Annotated in this window: 15 protein-coding genes; 2 read left to right on the top strand and 13 right to left on the bottom strand. The window is 37.4% G+C overall.

Annotated elements, in window-relative coordinates; translation table 11 throughout:
* Positions 1-115 precede the first annotated feature (115 nt).
* The 13 genes from bglX to H6W53_RS06915 all read right to left on the bottom strand — a co-directional run bounded on the left by bglX (position 116) and on the right by H6W53_RS06915 (position 17,959).
* Positions 116-2,392, bottom strand: coding sequence for a beta-glucosidase BglX (bglX, locus tag H6W53_RS06975; RefSeq protein WP_185205498.1), 2,277 nt, complete (start codon positions 2,390-2,392; stop codon positions 116-118).
* Positions 2,393-2,595: 203 nt separating this feature from the next.
* On the bottom strand, positions 2,596-3,969 hold the full coding sequence (locus H6W53_RS06970) for a sialate O-acetylesterase (protein ID WP_185205496.1): 1,374 nt from the start codon (positions 3,967-3,969) through the stop codon (positions 2,596-2,598).
* Positions 3,970-3,990: 21 nt separating this feature from the next.
* Entirely contained in the window at positions 3,991-5,970 is a 1,980-nt protein-coding gene (locus H6W53_RS06965) for a cellulase family glycosylhydrolase (protein WP_185205493.1), read from the bottom strand.
* Positions 5,971-6,108: 138 nt separating this feature from the next.
* On the bottom strand, positions 6,109-7,242 hold the full coding sequence (locus H6W53_RS06960) for a glycoside hydrolase family 26 protein (protein ID WP_185205491.1): 1,134 nt from the start codon (positions 7,240-7,242) through the stop codon (positions 6,109-6,111).
* Positions 7,243-7,512: 270 nt separating this feature from the next.
* Positions 7,513-7,854, bottom strand: a complete 342-nt coding sequence (locus H6W53_RS06955; RefSeq protein WP_087706196.1) for a phosphomannose isomerase type II C-terminal cupin domain — start codon at positions 7,852-7,854, stop codon at positions 7,513-7,515.
* A gap of 26 nt (positions 7,855-7,880) precedes the next feature.
* Positions 7,881-8,900, bottom strand: a complete 1,020-nt coding sequence (locus tag H6W53_RS06950) for a hypothetical protein (RefSeq protein ID WP_185205489.1) — start codon at positions 8,898-8,900, stop codon at positions 7,881-7,883.
* 17 nt (positions 8,901-8,917) lie between these two features.
* Positions 8,918-10,123: a glycoside hydrolase family 26 protein gene (locus H6W53_RS06945; protein ID WP_185205487.1), complete on the bottom strand. Its 1,206-nt coding sequence runs from the start codon at positions 10,121-10,123 to the stop codon at positions 8,918-8,920.
* Between the two features lie 346 nt (positions 10,124-10,469).
* Complete coding sequence (locus H6W53_RS06940; protein ID WP_185205485.1) at positions 10,470-11,510, bottom strand: T9SS type A sorting domain-containing protein; 1,041 nt, start codon at positions 11,508-11,510, stop codon at positions 10,470-10,472.
* Positions 11,511-11,530: 20 nt separating this feature from the next.
* The gene (locus H6W53_RS06935) at positions 11,531-12,712 is read right to left on the bottom strand and encodes an AGE family epimerase/isomerase (RefSeq protein WP_185205483.1); all 1,182 of its coding nucleotides are present in this window, start codon (positions 12,710-12,712) and stop codon (positions 11,531-11,533) included.
* A gap of 59 nt (positions 12,713-12,771) precedes the next feature.
* Positions 12,772-13,953 (bottom strand): glycosidase, encoded by a 1,182-nt coding sequence (locus H6W53_RS06930; protein WP_185205480.1) that lies wholly within the window; start codon positions 13,951-13,953, stop codon positions 12,772-12,774.
* Between the two features lie 83 nt (positions 13,954-14,036).
* Positions 14,037-15,431 (bottom strand): MFS transporter, encoded by a 1,395-nt coding sequence (locus H6W53_RS06925; protein ID WP_185205477.1) that lies wholly within the window; start codon positions 15,429-15,431, stop codon positions 14,037-14,039.
* Positions 15,432-15,496: 65 nt separating this feature from the next.
* Complete coding sequence (locus H6W53_RS06920) at positions 15,497-16,627, bottom strand: glycoside hydrolase family 26 protein (protein ID WP_185205475.1); 1,131 nt, start codon at positions 16,625-16,627, stop codon at positions 15,497-15,499.
* 45 nt (positions 16,628-16,672) lie between these two features.
* Entirely contained in the window at positions 16,673-17,959 is a 1,287-nt protein-coding gene (locus tag H6W53_RS06915; RefSeq protein ID WP_185205473.1) for a glycoside hydrolase 5 family protein, read from the bottom strand.
* A gap of 155 nt (positions 17,960-18,114) precedes the next feature.
* Between H6W53_RS06915 and H6W53_RS06910 the strand changes: the two genes are divergently transcribed.
* Both H6W53_RS06910 and H6W53_RS06905 read left to right on the top strand, forming a co-directional pair.
* Positions 18,115-18,993 (top strand): helix-turn-helix domain-containing protein, encoded by an 879-nt coding sequence (locus H6W53_RS06910; protein ID WP_185205471.1) that lies wholly within the window; start codon positions 18,115-18,117, stop codon positions 18,991-18,993.
* 372 nt (positions 18,994-19,365) lie between these two features.
* On the top strand, positions 19,366-22,314 hold the full coding sequence (locus H6W53_RS06905; protein ID WP_185205469.1) for a SusC/RagA family TonB-linked outer membrane protein: 2,949 nt from the start codon (positions 19,366-19,368) through the stop codon (positions 22,312-22,314).
* Positions 22,315-22,321 lie beyond the last annotated feature (7 nt).

The following is a 22,321-nucleotide window of genomic DNA, read 5'->3' as shown; positions in this document are numbered from 1 at the left end:
TTTGATCACTATAGAAATTCGCTTTAACATTGTCTTTTTTGCCTTTTGTGGTTAATTCTGAAATAGTTTAAATAAGTTTACGCTTAAAAAAGGAATCATTTTTTACAAAACTTTTTTACTCCAGACCAAATTCATCCGAAATCAAACTCTCCGAGTTTCCGCCTACCATTACTTTAAAGGCTCCTTCTTCTACGATAAAGTTTCCGGAATTATCATAGAAACCGAGTTCTTTTTCAGTTAAATTAAAGGTGATCTTTTTACTTTCACCAGATTTCAGTTCTATAATCTGGAAGCCTTTTAGTTCTTTTACAGGTCTTGCAACGGAAGCAGATTCGTCCTGAAGATACAACTGAGCCACTTCCTTTCCATCGTATTTCCCTGTATTTTTAAGGGTAAAAGTTACCTGAATGTTTTCTCCTTTTGAAAACAACTTTTTATTGATTTTTAAATCGGAATATTCAAATTTTGTGTAACTCAACCCAAATCCGAACGGATAAAGCGGTGTTTTTTCTACATCAGAATAATGGCTCCAGAATACATTTTTATCTTTATCAAAAGGTCTTCCTGTATTAAGATGGTTGTAATAAACAGGAATCTGACCTACGTTTCTCGGGAATGTCATCGGCAATTTTCCACTTGGATTGTAATCTCCGTAAAGAACCTGCGAAACAGCGTTTCCTGCCTGTGTTCCCAAATGCCACGCTTCTACAATGGCAGGTATATTTTCTGAAGCCCAATTGATGGTTAAAGGTCTTCCGTTGTTTAAAACGAGTACGATATTGGGATTTACTTTAAAAATTTCTTTTAAAAATTCTTCCTGAAGTCCGGGTAAATCTATGTTTGTTCGGCTTCTTGCCTCTCCGGACGAAAATCCGTGTTCTCCTAAAACCATCACAACAACATCGGCATTTTTTGCAGCATTTTTTGCTTCTTCCAGCCCTTTTCTGTCCGTGGTATTGTAATTCACTTCGGTAAGGAAAGTAGGTTCGGAGGTTGTTAATTTTGGTCCTTCCACAAAATTAAGCTGATTGCCTTTGTAGGCTTTCATACCTTCCAGAACAGAAACTGCGGTATTGTTGTCTGCTGCAATTCTCCAGCTTCCGAGAGGGGAATTTTTACTTTCTGCCAAAGAACCCAGAAGGAGGATTTTTTGTCCTGATTTTTTAAGCGGAAGAAGATTTTTTTCGTTTTTAAGAAGAACAATGGATTTTTTTGCCATATCCAGAACGGCTTCATGGTTTGCCGTGCTTCCAACTGTTTCCTTTTCGCGCTTTTCATCGAGAAAACGATAAGGATCATCGAAGAGTCCCAGTTCAAATTTAACGCGAAGAATTCTTCTTACGGCATCATCTACAAAGCTTTCTTTAACTTTTCCCTGTTTCACCAGATCAATGAGGTACGGCAGATAAATTCCGCTTTCCATATCCATATCGGTTCCTGCTTCTACAGCAGATTTTGCTGCTGCTTTTTCGTCTTTTGAGAATCCCCATGAAATCATCTCACGGATAGAAGCCCAGTCTGATACCACAAAACCGGAAAAATTCCATTTGTTTTTCAGCACATCTCTCAGAAGATATCTGTCGGCTGTTGCAGGAGTTCCATTGATGGTATTGAATGAATTCATCACACTTCTTATTCCCGCGTCTACTGCGGATTTGAAAGGCGGCAACACCTGATTGAATAAAGTATTGTTTCCGATTTCCACGGCATTATATTCCAGTCCGGCTTCTACAAAACCGTACGCTGCAAAATGTTTTGCGGTGGCCGCAATTCTTAACGGAGATCTGAAGGTGTTATCTCCCTGAAAACCTTTTACGCGTACTGCTGCAATTTTCCCTCCTAAAAAAGGGTCTTCTCCGGCTCCTTCCATCACTCTTCCCCATCTTGCATCTCTGGAAATATCCATCATAGGACCGAATGTCCAGTTGATTCCGGATGCGGCAGCTTCTGAGGCAGCAACTTCCGCAGATTTTTCGATGGCTTTGAGATCCCAGCTTGCCGCTTCTGCCAAAGGAATCGGCGAAATCGTTTTGTATCCGTGAATAACATCAAAACCAATAATTAGCGGAATGCCGAGTCTTGTCTGTTCCACAGCGATCTTCTGAACTGCTTTTACTTCTTTTACTCCGCGAACGGTAAGCATAGATCCTACCAGTCCTTTTTTTATATTTTCATATTTTTCTTCAGCATTTCCTCCGACGGGAGCAGGTCCCGTAACATCCCAGAAACCGTTGTACTGATTCATCTGCCCTACTTTTTCTTCCAGTGTCATTTTAGACATCAGAACATCGATCTTCTTTTCTGTTTCGGGGTTGAGTTTTTGCTGTGCGCTGACTGTGTTCACTGTAATGATGCTTATTATGGAGATAATTACTATTTGGGTTATTTTCATTTTATTTTTGATTATTCTTTGTTGACTATGATTTTTAATTTTAACGTAAGATCCTGAGATAAAAACTCAAATATTTTTTAACGGTAAAAAATTAATAATCACAATTTATGAATGTCCGTTTTTAAAATTCAATCAATATAAAAGAAATATCTGGTGTTTTTAAAATTTTTCAGTTAAAGTTCTGACTCTATGAATTTTTCGGTTTATTTCTCGGTTGAAAAACTGGAAGCGGGTAATTCAGACTTATTAAATAAATCTGGAACCGCGGTGTTGCTCCAGTCATATCTTACATGAACAGGGCTTTTCACTTCTTTGGATTCTAAAATAATGGTATTCCCTTTTATCACTGCGGCTGCCGGAGAAAATTTTCCATCTGTTCCTGCAATTTCAAAAAGTGTTGATTCTTTATCTTTAAAATGCAATCCGTCTGCAAAATCAAAAGACAGAATAGCTTTATTTCCTTTATATTCTACGTTTTTAAGTTTAGGACTTTCTACAAGACCATTATTTTTGCCGTATACATTTTTCAGAATAAGGTTTGCCATTCTAATCCCGACCGGCTTTTTATTTTTCGGATGAATGTCGTCTGTTCTGTCGAGATCTGAGGTAATGACAAGACCTGAATTTTTAACGGTTTCTGAAACTATTCTCTGGGAATTCTGAATTTTAACGGTAGTATCGCCCCAACCTGTATATTTGGCAATCTGAATGATGTAAAAAGGAAATTCTTCTCCTCTTGCCTGTCTCCAGGATTGTATCATGGAAGAAAGCAGGTCTGTATATCCTTCGGCATTTCCTGTATTGGTTTCACCCTGATACCAGAGTGCGCCTTTTATTTTATACGGATTCAGAGGGAAAATCATTGCATTGTACGCTCCGCTCATCTGCGTAGGATAATATTCTGAACTTCCCAGCTTTTTATAATTGTCTGCTAACCGGGGATTTTGGCGGAATACCTGTTCCGGAGCCCATAATTCTGCTGCACTTCCTCCCCATGCGGAAGAAATAATTCCTACCGGAACACCGTTGAGGTTTTCCTGTATTTTTTGGGCAAAGAAATAGCCTATTGCACTGAAGTTTTTCATGGTCTCGGGATTGCAGGAAACCCAGCTTCCAAAGAAATTATTCTGTGGATAGGGTGATGAGAGTTTCGGAAGGGTAAAAAATCTTATGTCCGGAAAATTGGCTTTGGCAGTTTCTGCATCGGCATCTTTCATTCCCCAAGCCGGTGTATATTCCATATTAGATTGTCCGGAAATCAGCCATACTTCACCCAGCATTACGTTTTTAAGCTTTACTTCGTTGTAGCCTTTCAGGGTAATGGTGTAAGGTCCGCCTTCTTTTCCTGTGGGTATGGTGAATTTGAAAACAGCATCATTGCCTGTCACGGTTTTGTATTCTTTATCGAGAAAATCTGCTTTCAAAGTGATTTCTTCTTTTGGATTGGCATTTCCCCAAATAACGATTTCTGCATTACGCTGCAACACCATATTGTCTGTAAAAATTGCCGGAAGATTAATGTTGGCAAAAAGCAAGTTTGTTAAAAATAAAGAGAAAAGACTTATGATAGATTTCATGTGAGATAGATTAAAGCTTAATTAAGGTAAGTATTTCTGTAAAAAAGGAATTAACTGGTTTGCCATTATCTGGTCGTCTTCTTTACCTGGATGATATCCGCATCCTTTCGGAGTCATTGGCTTAAATTCAAATATTTCGATTGGCTGATGTTTTTTATCATTCCTGAAAGAATTTTTCACGGCATTTAAACATTCTACGAGAAGTTTATTATTCTCGCCTGAAACCATCGGACTGTTTAATAAAACAACTCTGGTGTCCGGATATTTTTTGTAAATATTCTGAACGAATTCCACATAATTTCCGATGAATTTTTCTTTATTGAACGGCAGACGTTCTTTTTTACCATCGCCATTCGACAAGTCATTTGTTCCCAGACATATACTTACCAGATCAGGCTGATAATCGTTGCCGAAAAGTTCCGGCTCGGAAGTTCTCAGATAAAGATAAGGATAAACATCGGGCAGAATATTTTCTTCCGATTTCTCTGTGTTCCAGTTTCTATACATCCCATATCCTGAAACAGAACTTAAAAGATAATCTGCTCCCAAAGTTCTGGCTGCTACAGGACCATAAGCAAAATACGCATTATGCTGATCAAACCACTGTCCTTTTCCGCATGGGAGCCCACTTTCATCATTTCCGAATCCGCAGGTAATAGAATCTCCTATGAATTCAATTTTTTTTCCAGGTTTCGGCTGAAAAGAGACAGCATCGATTCCGCTGCCGTCAAAATAGACTTCTCCCATTGCTGCTTCCGTTGCCTTTACGATTTTGATGGTGTGTACTTTCAGATTTTTGCCTGAAACATTGTAAGTAAATTTTTTAATCTCGTTATTGTCTATTTTAAATCTACCGATATATTTACCGTCCAGTTCAATGGAAACATAGTTGTAATAGCCTTGGAAAGGGATATTTTTCAATCCGAAACTTACAGAATTTCCGGTAAACTGAAATTCGGTATAAGATCCGGGACCAATAAGTTTACCTTCGTTAAAAGAAGACTGAAGCACTCTTCCGTGCCAGTAAAATTTCTGAAGATAGTTTCCTCTGCCGTCAAACTGTTTAAGATATTCTCTTGTTCTTATTCCGGATTCGTTAAGATCGGATAATTTCCAGTTTCCTTCGGAAGAAGCGGTAGGAAGAAGCATGGAGCAGGTTTCTTTTTTGTCGGAAACCGACCATGTAATCCAGCTCAGCTTATTTTTATTCATCCAGCTAAAATAGCTCTGCCATTCAGGATAATTAAATTTTCCGTCTCCGGTAGCTTCCATTCCGGCAGATTCTGAAATGAAAACCGGAATGCCCGATTTTATGGCTTCATCGGTTCTGTCGCGCAGCCATTTTCCATGAGTTCCTGCATAGAAATGCACGGTGTACATGATATTTTTTTTGTCTTTTAAGGGATTTTTCTGAACCAGATCTATTCTTTGATCCCATTCCGGACAGCCTACGAGAATAATATTGTCGGCATCATTTTTTCTGATGGTCTTTACAATTTCTTCTGCGTAACTTTTAACTTCTTCCCAGGATTGTTTTTCAGGCTCGTTGAAAACTTCATAGATCACGTTCGGGTATTTGCCGTATTTTTTGGATATTGTATTAAAGAATTCTTTCGCTTCTTTTGTATGAATTTTATGAGCATGCCAATCGATAATTACATAGATGCCTTCTTTAATGGCAGCATCAATTACCGTTTCTATACTTTTGAGATTTTCCTTAGGATTTTGCAGATAAGCACCTTCAGGATCAATTCCCATGGAAGCACGGACAACGTTTACGTTCCAGTCGTCTTTCAGCCACTTTACGGTTTTCGGGGTATAAAATCGGGGATGAAAATTGCTCCAGCCGAAACTGGTTCCCACTAACCTCACGGGTTTGCCTTTTGCATCGGAAAGCTGGGTTCCCACAAGCTGAAGATTTCCGATTTCTTTTACAGGATTTCCTGCAAATGTAAATATGGAAATTAAAATGAATAGAAGTGTAATGCGTGAAGATTTCATTTTACCTTTTTTATTGTTATTTGTGTTCAAATAATTTCAAATTTATCCAACATAAGACACTGGTAAATTGTTTGTTAAAATCATTTAAACTGCAAATAGTCCTGTTTAATTGTTATCTTACTAATGGATTATGCATTATTATTTGTACAGATTCATTTTTCCTGCTTCTTTTTCAAATAGTGTTTTTTTATCTTTATAGAATTTTAAAAAATCTTTTTCCGAAGGATGTCCTTTGAAAGGCAGATAATATTCTACTTCATTATTTCCCGGTTTGAAACCTGCATTTCTCCAGAACAGGACGTATGAAAATGTGTGTTTATCAAAAACAGGTTTCAGCACTTTCGTAAACCACTCAGAATCCGGAATCTGGTTATATCCTATTTCGCCGATGGCTGAAATTTTATTATGTTTTTCTGCTGCCTGATTCATTGCTGAAATAAGAATATCCAGTTTTTCTGCAAACTTTTTTCCCTCATCTACAGAACCTCTCTGATAAGCGTCAAAAGACATCATATCTACATAGGTGTCTCCCGGATAACGTTTCAGGAATTCTTCGGAGGTGGTATATTCTACGCTGGTATTGTAAACAGAGATAAGATTATGCAGTTTTTTTTCATTTTTCAAATAATCTAAAGAAAATCTGTACAGCTCTTTATATTCTTCGTCTGAAGCAGATTTTACGCCCCACCAGAACCATGTTCCGGTGTGTTCATGAAAGGGTCTCCACAGAATAGGAATCGGGGTTCCTTTATCGTCTTTTAAATCCGCTAAAAAATCGGCAACTTTATCAAGATAAGATAGAAAAACGGAATGTTTATCTCCGACTTTCAGAATACTTTTTATGGAGGTATTGGAAAAATCCCATGCATTGCCGCCTGTAATGGGATTGTTGGAGTGCCAACTTATGGTAATAATTCCGCCACGGCGATAGCCTTCTTTTATGAATTCTTTCATTTTACCGAATGGTACACCATCAAGATTCTCTGCTTTTCCCAGCTCCAGATCTCCAAGTTCCCAGCCGTACACAGCGGGATGATCTTTTACCACTTCTTTAACATCACTTCTTCCCTGTTGGTATTTCCAGTAAACACCATACGCCAAATCGTCCTGATGTCCTATGAAATAGCCTTTTTTCTGTGCTTTTGCCAGATTTTGATAGAGATTCTGTGTTTCCTGTGTGGCTTTCTCGTCAGATAGTCTGAACTGGGCATTTGCAAAAGACAAAGCCGAAAGAAAAGCTAACGAGAAAAATTTTGTAGGAAAAATTTTCATAGTAAAGAAATGTAAATAAAGATTAATGATAAAAATTAATTTTTAATCATCCTGTGTTTAAAGCTGTTTTGAAATGTATAGGTAATCACAAAAGAAATATTAAGATCCTGAAGCAAAAAATCTATCCGGATTAAACAGTGAAATCATCTTTTAGGCTGCTGTAATTAATTTAAAAACAGCAAGATGTTTCTTTTCTTTTGTGATTACATTTTATTGACCTTTATAAGTATTGAAGCATGTGTTCGATAATTATTTGTGGTCGTTTTGGTCTTATGCTCTGTTGTAATCGTCTTCGATTCTTACAATATCGTCTTCCCCAAAGTAGGTTCCGTACTGAACTTCAACAAAAACAACGGGCTCGGAAGTTTTATTTTCTATTCTGTGGTGTGCTCCAAGAGGAATCTGTGCAACCTGCCCTACTGTGTAATCTCTGATGTCTTCATCAATGGTAATGGTTCCGACTCCTGAAACAATTGTCCAGACTTCTGCTCTTTTATGATGATACTGCAAAGATAGTCTTCCACCGGGATTCACCTGTATTCTTTTTACTTTATGAGTTTCTGAGTCATCCAGTACCCAATATTCTCCCCAAGGTCTTACGTCATGTTCCATACTAATGTTTATTTAATTTTAAATTTTTATTTGTTGAATTTTACCTGAATATCGTCTACATACATAGTTCCTGTAGCTTCCGAAAGAGCCAGCATAATTCTGTATTTTCTAGAACCTGCGGGAACAGCAAGGGTTTTTGAAAACTTTTGCCAGTCTTTGGCGTCCGAAACAAAAAATACAGGCTGATCGTCTCCTGTTTTTGCAGTTCCGTCTTTGGTGAATTCTACGATCATTACTCCTTTATTCCAGTCGTTTTTTCCGGGTTTCAGGTCTTTTGTTTTTGCAAATGCAGAAATATCCAGTGTTTTGCTTCCATCGGGGATATCTGCAATCTGATCTATTCCGAACCAGACAGGATTTGAAGAAGACAGCTTTAAGCTTTTCTGTCCTTTTACTTTTTCTTCGGAGGTGGTTTCAGCGGTTCCCCTCCAGTTTTCGAGTCCGTTTTCAAAGTCCGTATTACTGAGGGTTACAATTTCCAGCGGAGTAGAATCGGTAATCACTTTCACTTCATATTTTTTGGTTTCCTGCTCCTGAATTTTATTAAGATCTTCCTGTGTAAGCGGTGTAATTTTAATATCATCAAAATAGAAACTTCCTGTACATTCGGATAAAGCAATCATAAGTCTTCCGGAACGGTCTTTATTTAGCGGAATTACTTTTTTATATTCCTTCCATGGAGTTGTTCCTTCCAAAGCGGCAATATTTTCTCCTTTACCGTTAATTTCGGCAATTACCACTGCTTTGTTCCAGTCGCTTTTTCCTTTTTCCACGCCGTCTGCTTTCAGCCATGCAGAAACTTCGATCGCCGCTGTATTTTTAGGAATACTGAAGGTCTGATCGATTCCTTTCCACTGCGGAGCGGTATATTCTGTAATTCCGCCTCCTTTACTTCCTGTATGTTTGGTGTACGGATTAATTGTAATCGCACTTTCATTGTTCCAGCTTTGGGCATCCATTTCAAAACCTCCGTTGCTGATGAGGTTTTTCTGACCGCTAAGTGCTAATGAAGCTAAAATAAAAATGCTTAAAATATTTTTTTTCATTCAGATTCTTTTTTCTGTTAATTATATAAAATTCCGGCTATGGTTGTCTGAAGAGCCATCTGCGGTTTAAGGGTAAAGTTTTTAAAATCTGTGGCATAAGGTGTTGCCGGAGTGGGAACGTAATATGTATTTCCCGCATTACTCCAGAAGCAAACATATGAAATTTTCACGTTATTGGATGTAATGGCAGGATGCACCAGTGTCGTAAAGTGGGTAGACGTTCTGGCTGTACTGTTCTGGCTGGAGTATCCGGTTTCGGTTAATGCCGCAATTTTATTTTTCTGGATGGCAAGATCAGATATTACTTTTAGTTTACTGTTGGCGGTATTTGCTCCTGCTGTTGTCTGTGCTGTAAAATCATAATAATTGTCCATTCCTAAAACATCTACGTACTGGTCTCCCGGATATCTCGAAAGGTAGGCTGCAGAAGTTGTGTAGGAAGCATCCGGTGCAAAAGCATACAGTACATTATGAACATTCATGGTGTTTCTGAGATAGTTTACAGTAAACTGCCAAAGCTGTTTATATTCGTCTGCCGTGCAGTAAGCTGCTCCCCACCAGAACCAGTCTCCGTCGAATTCATGAAAAGGCCTGAAGATCACAGGAATTTCTTCGCCGCCGCTTCCTTTAAGATTTTTAAATACAGAAGCCACTTTCTGGAGTTTGGTAAGATACCAGTTGTGGTTGGCTCCACCGGGAAGAATACTTTTAAAAGCGTTCTGCTTTTGAGAAGCCGTCATTTCCGAGGTGTAGAAAGTAGTTTCGTTGTAAGGTTCTCTCAAATGCCAGCAAAATGTTACCGCCATCCCTTTCTGGTAGGCTTCTTTTGCTGCTGCCACAATTTTCTGCTCCTGCTGATAATACCAATTGGAAGCATTTGCCTGATAATTTTTGTCGGTAATGAACATGAGATCCAAACCGATAAGTGCAGGATCGGATCCTGTAGCTTTTTTTACGTCAGACATGGAAGTATTATCCTGATAATAGGTGTAAAACGCATCCTGATGACCTACGAGAATTTTGGTTCCGGCATTATTTTTTAAATTATAAAATAACAACTGGGTCTTTTGGGTAGCACTTGCATCTGAGGTATTATTCACGAGTTTATTTATGGATTCTGAAGGCTGAGAGGTGCTATTCTCAACGGGATCGTTTTCTGAAGACTGACAGGAAAGAATTCCTACGAAGAAAGATATCAGAAAAAATTTACTTTGAATTTTCATTTTAAAATGTTTTTGAAAGTTAATATTATTGTGATTTGAATGTTTCTTTTTATTACTTCCTGAGTTTTTTCCTTCCTGTCATTACCTGTTAAAAAAAGAATAATTTATCTGAGATATTTTTTGAATTATTTAAATATGCAGAAAATTAATTAAGACAAAATCAACTTAATTTTCTACGCTAAAAAGACGTTTTTAAATTAAATCTTCATTTAACTTCGGAGTTAAAAGTTTATCAATATTTTAAAAACAGATCGATTTATTTTAGGTAATAAAATTATATCAAACAGCTTCGGATATTTTAAATTATTCTCTTTATTTCAGGCATTCTTCTTCTAAGGTTTATATCTTACTCTTTAATGATTTTCTGAGAATCTGTTCCGTTTAAGGTAATAATATAGGTTCCTTTGGCAAATTCTGAAAAATCAACTCCTTTATCCAGATCTTTCGTACTTCTGAAAATTTCTTTTCCTGTAAGATCATTAATTTTCACAGATTTTATTTTTTCAGGATTACTGAAATACAGGGTATTCTTTACAGGATTAGGATAGATTTTAATTGGGTTTTTAGCCGCTTCAGAATCAGAAACAGATAATGTTGTATTGGCACTTGTTACAACTACATTCGTGTTGGTTCCGTTCATATAGCTCCATGATGTAGTAGCCATTGTGGCTTCCCAACCGTAATATTCTCCGTTTGAAAGATTAGCGGTAGATGTTGTTCCCGCAGGTATAGCAAGATTTGCAACTCCTGAAACAGGTATTGTTGTTGTAGCCGATGCAGGATTAATAATTACTGATACAACATCACTGATCCAATTTCCGGAAGAGCTGTACTTTGAAAGTCCTACCTTCACGATACGGTCTGTAGTTGCAGTATATTTGTAAGGTATGCTTTGTGTGGAACCAGCCGATACAGAGGCCGGAAGTGCTCCGTTGAAGCTTACATTATCTATAACGGTATTGGATGATATAATATTGGTTTGCGGCTGGCTTCCTGCGATCCATCCTCCGGAAGAATCCTGAAGGGTAAGCGCCCAAAGATAATTGATTCCTGAAGGTAAATCTGTGCTTATTGTCTGGTTTGCAGGAACTGTAACTGTAATCGTCTTTGAAACAGGAGAAGAAGTAGCAGGAAGATTATCTAAAATAGTTCCTGTCTGCCAAGTATTCCAATCCGGAGTTACTCCGTCTGACTGGGATTTTATCAGGGATACTATAATTTTACACGGTGTGGCAGACGTGTAGTTTAAGGTAAAGGAAGGAGAACTTCCTACAGTAACGTTTACCGGTAAAGCCGATGTAAGATAGAGGGATTGCGCATTGGCAAAAACTCCAAAAGCGATCATCCCTAAAATTTTAAATTTCTGAGAAATAATTTTTGTATTCATTTTATTGTTTTAAAAATATATTACTTTACTCTTTTAATGATTTCTAAACAGGCTCTTCCGTTATGATAGGGACATTTCCAGAATCCTGCTTTATCTTTTTCTATGGGAAGATACTTTTCGTTGATTCCCCAGATCCATTCTCCGTTTTTTTTATCAATGATGTATCTTTCTGTGAATTCCACATTTTTTCTAAAAGCATCAAGGTATTTTTTGTTCTGGGTTAGCTGATAAGCATTCAGAAAACCAATCCACAATTCCGCCTGTGGCCACCAGTGTTTTTCTGAAATAAGATAATCGGATTCCGGCTCATATTCATACCATAATCCTCCGTCTTCATCCAGTCCTTCAAATGTTGCATCCGCCATTTTCACTGCATAGTTTCTGTACAGCGCGATCAGGTTTTCGTCTTCTGCAGCTTCTGCACACCATTGCAGCAGCCATGCCGCTTCGATATCGTGTCCATAGGAAATCACATCTTTCTTTTCGTTCCAATTTTCATCAAAAAACAGCCTGAGATGCCATGATTCTTTATTGATGAAATATTGGTCTATCGTTTCCAGCAACTGAATAATATTCTGCTTCAAATCTTCATCTTTCCATACGAGATAAAGGTTGGCAAATGCTTCTACGATATGAAGATGCGTATTCATGGTCTTTTTTTCGTTAGCATCTTTTTCGCTGAGACGCATATCTTCAATTTCTTTCCAGTCTTGGGTGTAGGCTTCGAAGTAGCCTTTATTCACTTTATCAAAAGAATGATTCTGAATGCTGTGATAGAGCGTTATTGCCAGATCCAGTGCCTCTTTATCATTTGAAACTTTATAAAATTCACTAAGACCATAGATAACAAATGAAATGGCATAGATCTGATTTTTGGAATCTTTTACTGTTCCATCTGCATTAATACTCCAATAAATTCCTTTTTGCTCCGGATTGTAAAATTTGGTTTTAATCTCTTCAAAAGCTCTTTTTGCCATATTGAGATCTTCGGGATTCTGAGTAACAGAAAATGCTGCAGAAAAAGTCCAGAGAATTCTTCCGTACATTACGGAACCTTTTTCCGCAGCAGCATTTTTTTGTTCGTTAAAATCAATCTCACCTATAAAACCTCCGTTTTTTTCGTCAATTGTATTCTTTCTCCAATAATTCAGAATATTATGGAGCTCACTTTGCATTGTATTCAATAAAAACTCTGTCTGCATTTTGAGATTAAATCTTATTATCTTTATTGTTGAGATTTTTTTACAGTACTGATGATCTGTTATTTGGAAACCAGATTATTATCTACGATCTCAATAATTGTTTTTACCGATTCTGATGAGATAAGTCTGTCTTCTGCCGTGTTCATGCAGTAATCTGTCAACTGTTCCACTGAAGAAACCGCTACGTGCATTCTGGTGTCTGAAGATGCATAATAGATGAAAACTTTACCATCTTCATCGGCAATCCATCCGTTGGAAAACAACACGTTGGAAACATCTCCTACTCTCTCCTCATTTTCAGGAGCCATAAAATATCCGGCAGGTTTATAGATTACTTTTCCAAGATCGTTTAGATCCGTCATAAACAGATATAAAACATAGCGCAATCCGGCAGCCGTGTTGCGTACTCCATGAGCAAGATGCAGCCAGCCTTTATCTGTTTTAATAGGAGCCGGCCCCAAACCGTTTTTCAGCTCGTAAACTGTATGATAGGTTTTTCCGTAGATGATTTCTTCATTTTCCACCACAGGATTCGTCATATCTGAAACATAGCCAAGCCCGATTCCTCCTCCTGCTCCAACATCTATAAATCCGTCTTGGGGACGTGTGTAAAGAGCATATTTTCCGTTTACAAATTCAGGGTGCAATACCACATTTCTCTGCTGTCCTGTATTGGAAATTAAATCCGGAAGCCTTTCCCAGTCTACTAAATTTTTTGTTCTTACAATACCCGCATTTGCAATTGCCATAGAAGTATCTCCTTTCGGTGCGTTGGGATCTTTTCTTTCTGTACAGAAAATTCCGTAGATATATCCGTCTTCATGATGGATTAAACGCATATCGTAAACGTTTGTATCGGGATTTCCTTCAATCTGAGGAATCACAACGGGTTTTTCCCAGAAACGGAAATTATCAATACCATTCGGAGATTCTGCAATTGCAAAGAAAGATTTTCTATTGTAGCCTTCTACTCTTACAGAAAGAATATATTTATCGTTCCACTTCATTGCACCGGCGTTAAAAGCGGCATTGATCCCGAAACGTTCCATAAAAAATGGATTTCTTTCGGCATCCATATCAAAACGCCATTCTAACGGAGTATGAGCCGCTGTAACGACAGGATTTTTATATCTTGTAAAAATTCCGTTTCCGGCATGATTTTCCGGAGAATTTTTTTGAGTAACCAGCTTTTCAAATTCTTCTGACACTTCATTAAATCTTGTATTGAATAAATCACTCATCTTGCTATATTATTTTATATTTTGTTTGTAATAGAAATTATATTTCATCTGGTTTCAGATGTTTTTATATGATTTGTATGTATTTAGTTTTCTTTTCTTCTCTGCTCCAGTTCTTCTGTAATTGATGAAAGTTTTTCTTCCGTTAAAGGATACACAAAAATGAAAAGCATAGAAATGATGGCTCCTGCCGCCGGAAGAATGCTCAGCATCAATCTGATTCCGGTCTGTGCATTTTCTGTCTGTACAACATTTGCCTGAAACCCAAAGTAAGCCAAAAGCCATCCTGTTGCTGCTCCACCGAATGCCCAACCCAATTTCTGGGACATTGATGATGCCGAGAATACAAGTCCTGTTGCTCTTCTTCCCTGTTTCCATTCCGAGTAGTCTGCGGTATCGGCATACATCGACCATAAAAGAGGGAAAATGCATCCTGCACAAATGCTTATGAAAAATTGAAGCAGTAAAATCATCGTGATGTTATCTTTCGTAAGGAAATAAAACAGGATACTGAGAACTGCTGCTGATAACATTGCGGCAAAGAATGTTTTTTTCTTTCCGAATTTATTGGCTAAAGGGGTCGCCAAAACCACTCCCACAATGTTGGCAGCCTGTCCTAAAACCAGATAAATGGTAAGATAGGACATCCCTGTTCCCATACCGAAAATGGAAAATGTTTCATGATCTGTTTTTTCCAGAAAATATTTGAAATAGTAAATTGCTCCGCCGTCTCGAATGGTATTGAAAAGCAATGTGGCAACTCCGGCTCCCAAAAGAATCCACCATGGTTTATTTTTCCAAAGATCATTAAGATCTTCTTTTAAGGTAGACTGGTCTTTTTTTATAGGTTTAATACGTTCTTTGGTTCCTGCAAAACATCCCCAAAACAACAGCGTCGTCATTACTCCGAATACAACAATGGTATAAAACCAGCCTTTCGAAGAAGTTAAAGTTCCGTCTCCAAAGTATTTTACCAGAGGTTCTATCATCCAAAGCGCAATAAGACTGCCTGCGAAAGCAAAAACCATTCTGTAGGAAGCCAGTGTAGTTCTTTCTTTACCGTCTGAAGACATCACGCCAAGTAATGATGCATAAGGGACGTTGATGAGTGAATACACCATCATCATTAAGGAATATGTGATGTATGCATAGATCAATTTTCCGTTGTGTGCAAAATCTGGGGTATAAAAGGTTAATACACCGATAATGGCAAAAGGAATGGCAACCCATAATAAAAAAGGACGGAATTTTCCCCATTTTGTATCGATCCTGTCTGAATAAATTCCCACAAAAGGATCGAAAAAGGAATCCCATACTTTGGTTACCAGAAACATGGTTCCTACCGCCGCTGCCGCAAGACCAAACACATCGGTATAGAAAAAAAGCAGATACATGCTGAAGATTTTCCAGAACATAGAAGATGCAGCATCTCCAAATCCGTAAGCCACTTTTTCTTTTATATTTATCTTTTCGTTATTCATTAATTTTCTTTTAATGATTAAATTTTACAATTGATTTTAAAATAATTTACGATGGGTATCGTTTATTATTTATACACATTTGTTTTCTGTATATCTTTCAGGAACAATGTGTTGCCGAGATTGTAAAAATCTCTGAAATCCTGTTCATTCGGATGTCCTTTGTAAGGTACATAATAGTGCATTTTTTTCTCTTCCGTCAATCCGTGATTTCTCCATGCCAGAACGTAAGAAATTTTGTAGTTTCCGATGGCTTCCGTTAAAGTTTTTGTCCAGAAACGATTGTACGGAATCTGCTCATATCCTGTTTCAGCAAGAGCCGGAATTTTATGATGTTCTTTCGCAATTTCGTCCATAATGGCAAACTGCTTTTGAGAACGTTCTACAAAACCTGTATTGTGTACCGGATTATCAAGCTCATAGATATCAAAACTAATCATATCCACATATTCATCGCCGGGATAAAATTCCAGAAATTCTTCTTTGGTATTAAAGTCTGAAGTATTGTAGATCCAGATAAGATTATTTCTTCCTTTTGTTTTGGTAAGATAATCGTAGGTCATTTTCCAAAGCTGTTTGAATTCTTCAGAGGTACAGTTATTTTTCCCCCACCAGAACCAACTTCCTGTAAGTTCATGATAAGGTCTCCAAAGTATAGGAACCTGTTTTTTATCTTTCCCCTTTACAGAAGCCAGATAATCTGAGATCAGATCCAGCCAGTTGAGAAACATCTGATGTTTTTCGCCTCCGGGTAAAATGGCTTTTACGCCTCCTTTTGTATTATCCCAGGCTGTTTTTCCGGTTAACGGATTATTGGCGTGCCAACTTACGGTATTTATTCCGCCCATGTTGTAGACATCCTCCATCATCTTTTTCATCTGGGCAAAACTGAAAATATCAATGGGGCCTTTTCCGCCGGATTCTATATTCATAACGTCCCATCCGAAAACTGCGGGATAATCTCCTGCTGTTTCTTTTACATCGCTTCTTCCATCCTGCATTCTCCAGTTTACTCCATACCCCAAATCATCCTGATGTCCGAACATCACTCCTTTATCCATAAGCTGCCAAAGATTTTTGTACAGGTTTTGGGTTTCCGGTGTGGCATTCTTGTTTGACAGTGAAGAAGTATCCTGCGCCGCAAAAAGACCGGCACAGAATACGTTAGAAACTATAATAAAATTTTTTAAGGAATTCATTTATTTAATTGTAGAGGAAATTTATCCTGCTATTTTAATTATCTTTTACGGATTAGTATTGTATTTTCTTATGATGTTCCATGTGGATTGATCTGAGATGAAAACTCCATTCAGTCCCTGTTCTTCCATCGGTGGATCTCCCATGTAATCATCGCCTTTTTTCCAGAAAGTCTGCCCGGGAATTGGTTTTGCAATTCCGTTGAACGCCCAGAAAGAGCATCCGGCAAAACTTCCTTTCAGATTTCTGTTCTCATTCCACAATTTCAGAACACTTTCGTAGTATTTGTCTCTTAAGTTTGTACTGCTGCTGATATTGAAAGAATGCCCGTCTCTCGGAAATCCGAATTCTTCAAGAACCAGCGGTTTGCGGAGTTCGTCTGCAATTTTGAGATGATATTTTATATAGTCTGAGGTTTTATGGTTCACTTCTTCGAAATCTTTTTCCATGGTCTCATTTGCAAACCAGCCCCAGTTTTTCGGCCAAATATGAATGGTGAGATAATCTATGTTTTTATCTGCATGGTTTTCTTTATACAGATCCATATCTTCCGTTCCCTGTACTCCTTCACTTCCGGTAGTTACCAGATGATTTTTATCCAGCGTTTTAATGAACGAAGCACTTTCTGTAATAAATTTTTTATACTCTCCGTTAGCTGCGGGTCTCATCGGGCGTGGTTCATTGGCAATTTCCCAAGCCATTAGTGTTTTATCTTTAGTATATCTTTTTCCATTCACAGAGTTTCTTCTTGTAACAATTTTTTTGACCTGTTCAAAATACTGATTTTTACATTCTTCGCAGCTATAAAACTTTGCGGTAAAGTCTCTCTGATCATCCCAGTTCAATTTTTCTGCTGTTTTTTGCTGATCAATTTTATTGTTCCAAAGTAAATATTGCAGCCATCCGCCGCTCCATTCCCAGTTATTGGAAAGAAAAAGGATTACTTTCATGTTTCTTTTTCCGGCTTCATCCATAAGAATGTCGAGTCCTTTTAATTTGTCTTCATCAAATTTTCCGGCTTCATATTGATATGCGGGCTCTACTCTATTTGCTCCGTTTAATTTTCCGGAACCTTCCACTGCGGCAAGAACACGAATATTTTCAATATTTTGAGATTTTAAAAAATCCAGTTCTTTCTTTAATCTACCGATACCCTTTTCTTCATTTTTTTCCAGCCCAAGATAAGAAGCATACCAAAAGTTGGTTCCTACAAAATAATATTCCTTTTTTTTAAGGATGAAATGACCTTCTTTTACGGTGACGAATTTTTGGGCATTCAGTTTCCCCAACACGCAAAAAAGTAAGATCAATGATATTTTGTATTGTAATTTCATAGTAAAGAAAATGCATCAGTCTGTTAACATTTGCTTAATGCCAAATTTATTTATGTATCTTGGCGGGATGTAATATTATTTTGTCATTTTTACATATAAATTACGCAAATAAACGGTAAAAAACTGAAAATCAACACTCATACAAAAGATACAAAATGAGCAAACATTCCGAAATTCTTAGAGAAATAGCTACTATTTCACCCGATGAAACCTTTTTGGTGTTCGACCGCATAAAAAATACATTCGATTTTCCTCTCCATTATCACCCGGAAATTGAGATCAATTTTATTCTTAAGGGAAAAGGCAATAAAAGAATAGTAGGCGATCATATTGGAGAAATAGATCATATCGAACTGGTGATGATTGGTCCCTACCTTCCTCATTACTGGGATAATTACAGGTGCAAATCGAAAAAAATTCATGAAATAACGGTACAGTTTAATCAGGATTTCTTTGATGAATCTTTAATGAAAAGACGAATTATGAAACCAATTGACGATCTTATTAAAAATTCTATCCGGGGAATTCTTTTTTCTACAGAAACCGCCGAAAAGTTAAAAGATAATTTTCTGAATTTATCTAAACTAAAAGGTTTTGAAGCTTTTATGGAAATGATGCACATCCTGCATGAACTTGCTATCGCAGAGAATACAACCATTCTCTCATCTTACAGTATAGAACTGGAAACCTTTACCGATGACGACAGCATGAAGCTTATCTACGATTATGTGCATAAAAATTTCGACAAGAAAATAACCCTCGAGGAAGTTGCTGCTATTTCTAATATGAGTATTGTAACCTTCAACAGATTTATAAAAAAGAGAACAGGAAAAACATTCATCAACTACCTGAACGAAGTAAGAGTGGGCTACGCCGCAAGATGGCTGATTGAAAAAAAACTAACGGTATCTGAAGTTGCCTTTGAGTCGGGCTTTAATAATATTGCCAATTTCAATAAAATTTTTAAATCTATAAAAAAATGTACACCTTCGGAATTTAAAAATCAGTTTAACGGTATTAAAAGAGTTCAATAATTCGATAAAATGATTGATTTGTTCTTTTTTTAAGAGGTTGGTGATGTTTTCTGTTAATATTTTATTAAATCTTAATTACGAAAAAGACTATTTTAGACATATAATTCTAATTTATTTCTCAGATAATGTAGAAAAAACACCTAAATATGACTATAAACAACCATAACATGACGCCTATTAAAAACAAAATAAAAAACTGAAAATCAATTAATTAAAATAATAAAACAGGGCATTTAGTATAACAACAGGTAAAATAATACTGAATTATGACAAAATAACATTAATCGCAATTAGCTTCAAAATTTAGCTTTGTCATCAATGTGAACAAAATGTTAATTGAAACTAAACATTAATTTCTTTTCCGTAGCAATTATGAGAAAAATAAACACCCCCTTACTAAGCCCGGTTCTACAGAATAAAGCCGCCTTATTTTTTGCATTAGCCTTTCTTCCTGTAAGTTGGGTGCATGCTCAAAAAACAAAGAGCGATACTCTAAAAGAGACAAAAATTGATGAAGTTGTAATGATAGGTTATGGCGCTCAGAAAAAAACGGATATAAACTCTGCCGTATCTTCTATTAAATCTAAAGATATTCAGGATCTGAAGCAGGTTTCCGTAGACCAGATGCTTCAGGGAAAAGTTGCGGGAGTTTCCGTAACGAACGGTAACGGACAGCCGGGAGCGGCTGCTTCTGTACGAGTGCGCGGAACGACTTCCATCAGTTCCAGTAACGAACCATTGTATATTATTGATGGGGTCCCCATTTCCGGAGATGCAACCAACAGTTCTACTACGGGAAGACCGATTGCAGGTAACGATACTTCTGCTACGGGAGGTTCGGGAAACGCCGCAGTTTCTCCGCTTACCTTTCTTAACCCTAATGATATAGAATCAATAGATGTACTTAAAGATGCTTCTGCAACGGCAATCTATGGTTCGAGAGGAGCAAACGGTGTTATTATCATTACTACGAAATCGGGCAAAAAAGGAGCGGGAAAGATAAGTTATGAAGGGTATACATCGGTTTCCAGTATTTATAAATATCTGGATGTGATGAATCTTCAGCAGTACGCAAGATATCAGAATCAATTGTCTGATCTGTTTAATCTTCAGCCAAGACCTGAGTTTGCCCATCCTGAATTGCTGGGTAACGGGACAAACTGGCAAAAAGCAATTTACAAGACTGCTTTTTCTCAAAGCCATCAGCTTTCGTTTTCCGGCGGTAAAGATAATACCACATTTTATATTTCCGCGAACTATCTTAACCAGGAAGGTAATATTATCAATACCGGACTCAAAAGATATACGTTCCGTACGAATGTAGATTCTCAGGTAAATAACTGGCTGAAAGTGGGTACGAATATTACAGGCGGGGTAAGTAATGAAAACTTTACGGTAAACCAAAGTTATAACGGGCTTATCTCCAATACGCTTTTACAGGCTCCGGATATGCCAATTTATAATTTCGACGGAAGCTACGCTTCTCCTCCTGCTGGACAAAATGTTAATTATTTCAATCCTGTTGCCGAAGCTCTTACCAATACTAATAAATTAATCCGTAAAAATTTCCTTGGAAACCTTTATGCTGAAGCTAAAATTACGAAAGGACTGAAATACAGAATGGAACTATCTGCGAATACGGAGTTTTCTGAGAACACAGAATTTCATCCTTCTTACGACAGAGGTTCTCAATTTAATCTGATCGCAGATTTGTATGTGAGAAATCAGGACTGGTATTCTGTAAACTTTAAAAATTTATTAACGTACGATTTTTCTTTAGGGAAGAATAAATTTACGATACTTGCGGGTCAGGAAGCACAGGATGTACATTATAAAGGTTTCAGCTCCATAGGACAGGGGTTTAAATCGAACGATGTTTACGGATTAAATCTTGCGGACGATGTTACAACAACTTCATTCAAAGGAAGCAATTCTCTTTCTTCACTTTTCGGAAGAATTATTTATGATTTCGACGGAAGATACAGCCTTACTGCTTCCATAAGAGCAGACCGTTCTTCGAAGTTTGATCCTGAAGCGGATAACGGCAAAAAACAGTTGGGATATTTTCCGGCAGTTTCAGCTTCTTGGAGAGTAACAAAAGAAAAATTCATGGAATGGATTCCTTCAAACATCATCAGTAACATCAGATTCCGTGGTGGTTACGGAGAAACAGGAAACCAGAATATTCCGAATAACAGATATACTTCCCTGCTTACTATTTACAACCTTGTAGGTAATCTTTCTAATAAAAACCTGAAGTGGGAATCTATGCAGCAGACGAACATCGGGGTAGATCTTACTTTACTGAAGAGACTTAATATAGCCTTAGACTGGTATAATAAAAAATCGAAAGATTTCCTTTTTCAGGCGCCACTTCCTAGTTACGTAACCGGAGGAGCAAATTATTACGGAGGTATTGATGCCATGTACTCGAACATCGGCTCTATGGTGAACAGAGGTATTGATCTTAATATTTCTTACGAAACAAAAGGGGAAAAATTCAACTGGACATCAAATCTTGTTGTTTCCAGATACAGAAACAAATTATTGAGTCTTGCGGACGGTTTGTCGGATATTAATACTCAGGTAAACCTGAACGGTTATCTGCCAATGGTGGCAACCAATACTTTAATCGGCGAACCGGTAGGCGTTTTCTGGGGATATAAAACCAATGACCTTTATCGTACGGCAGACCAGCTTAATAATGCACCGACTCAATTCGGAACTGCACCGAAACTGGGAGACGTTCGTTACGTGGATGTAAATGGAGATGGTAAAATCAATGAGTCTGATATGACGATCATCGGAAATCCGCACCCGGATTTTACATTCGGATTTACCAATACTTTCAGATATAAAAATGTGGATCTTTCTGTTTTTGTACAGGGTTCTGTAGGTAATGACATTTTGAATCTTACGAAAAGAAACGGTACAATGAATTCCCAGTTATATCAAAATCAACTGGTGGGTGCGCTTGATTACTGGACACCAGATAATCCAAATGCAAGTTTGCCAAGACCGGTTGCAGACAATAACAGTACGAATCTTCTTATTTCTGACCGTTTTGTGGAAAAAGGAGATTACCTGAGAATACAGAATGTAACTTTAGGATACACCGTTTCCCCTACTTTTGCTTCTCAGCTTAAACTTACAAGATTCAGAATCTACGTAAGCGCACAGAACCTGTTTACGATTACAAAATACAGCGGATACGATCCTGAAATAGGATCTTTCAACCAAAATGTCTTACTGACAGGAGTTGACAACGGAAGATATCCTTCTCCCCGAACATTTAATTTTGGAGTTAATTTAGATTTTTAATTAATTA

Source organism: Chryseobacterium sp. C3 (assembly GCF_014218905.1).
Taxonomy (GTDB): Bacteria; Bacteroidota; Bacteroidia; order Flavobacteriales; family Weeksellaceae; genus Chryseobacterium; species Chryseobacterium mucoviscidosis.
Note: the sequence above shows the minus strand (reverse complement) of the source record. Positions and strands in the feature narration are given on the sequence as shown.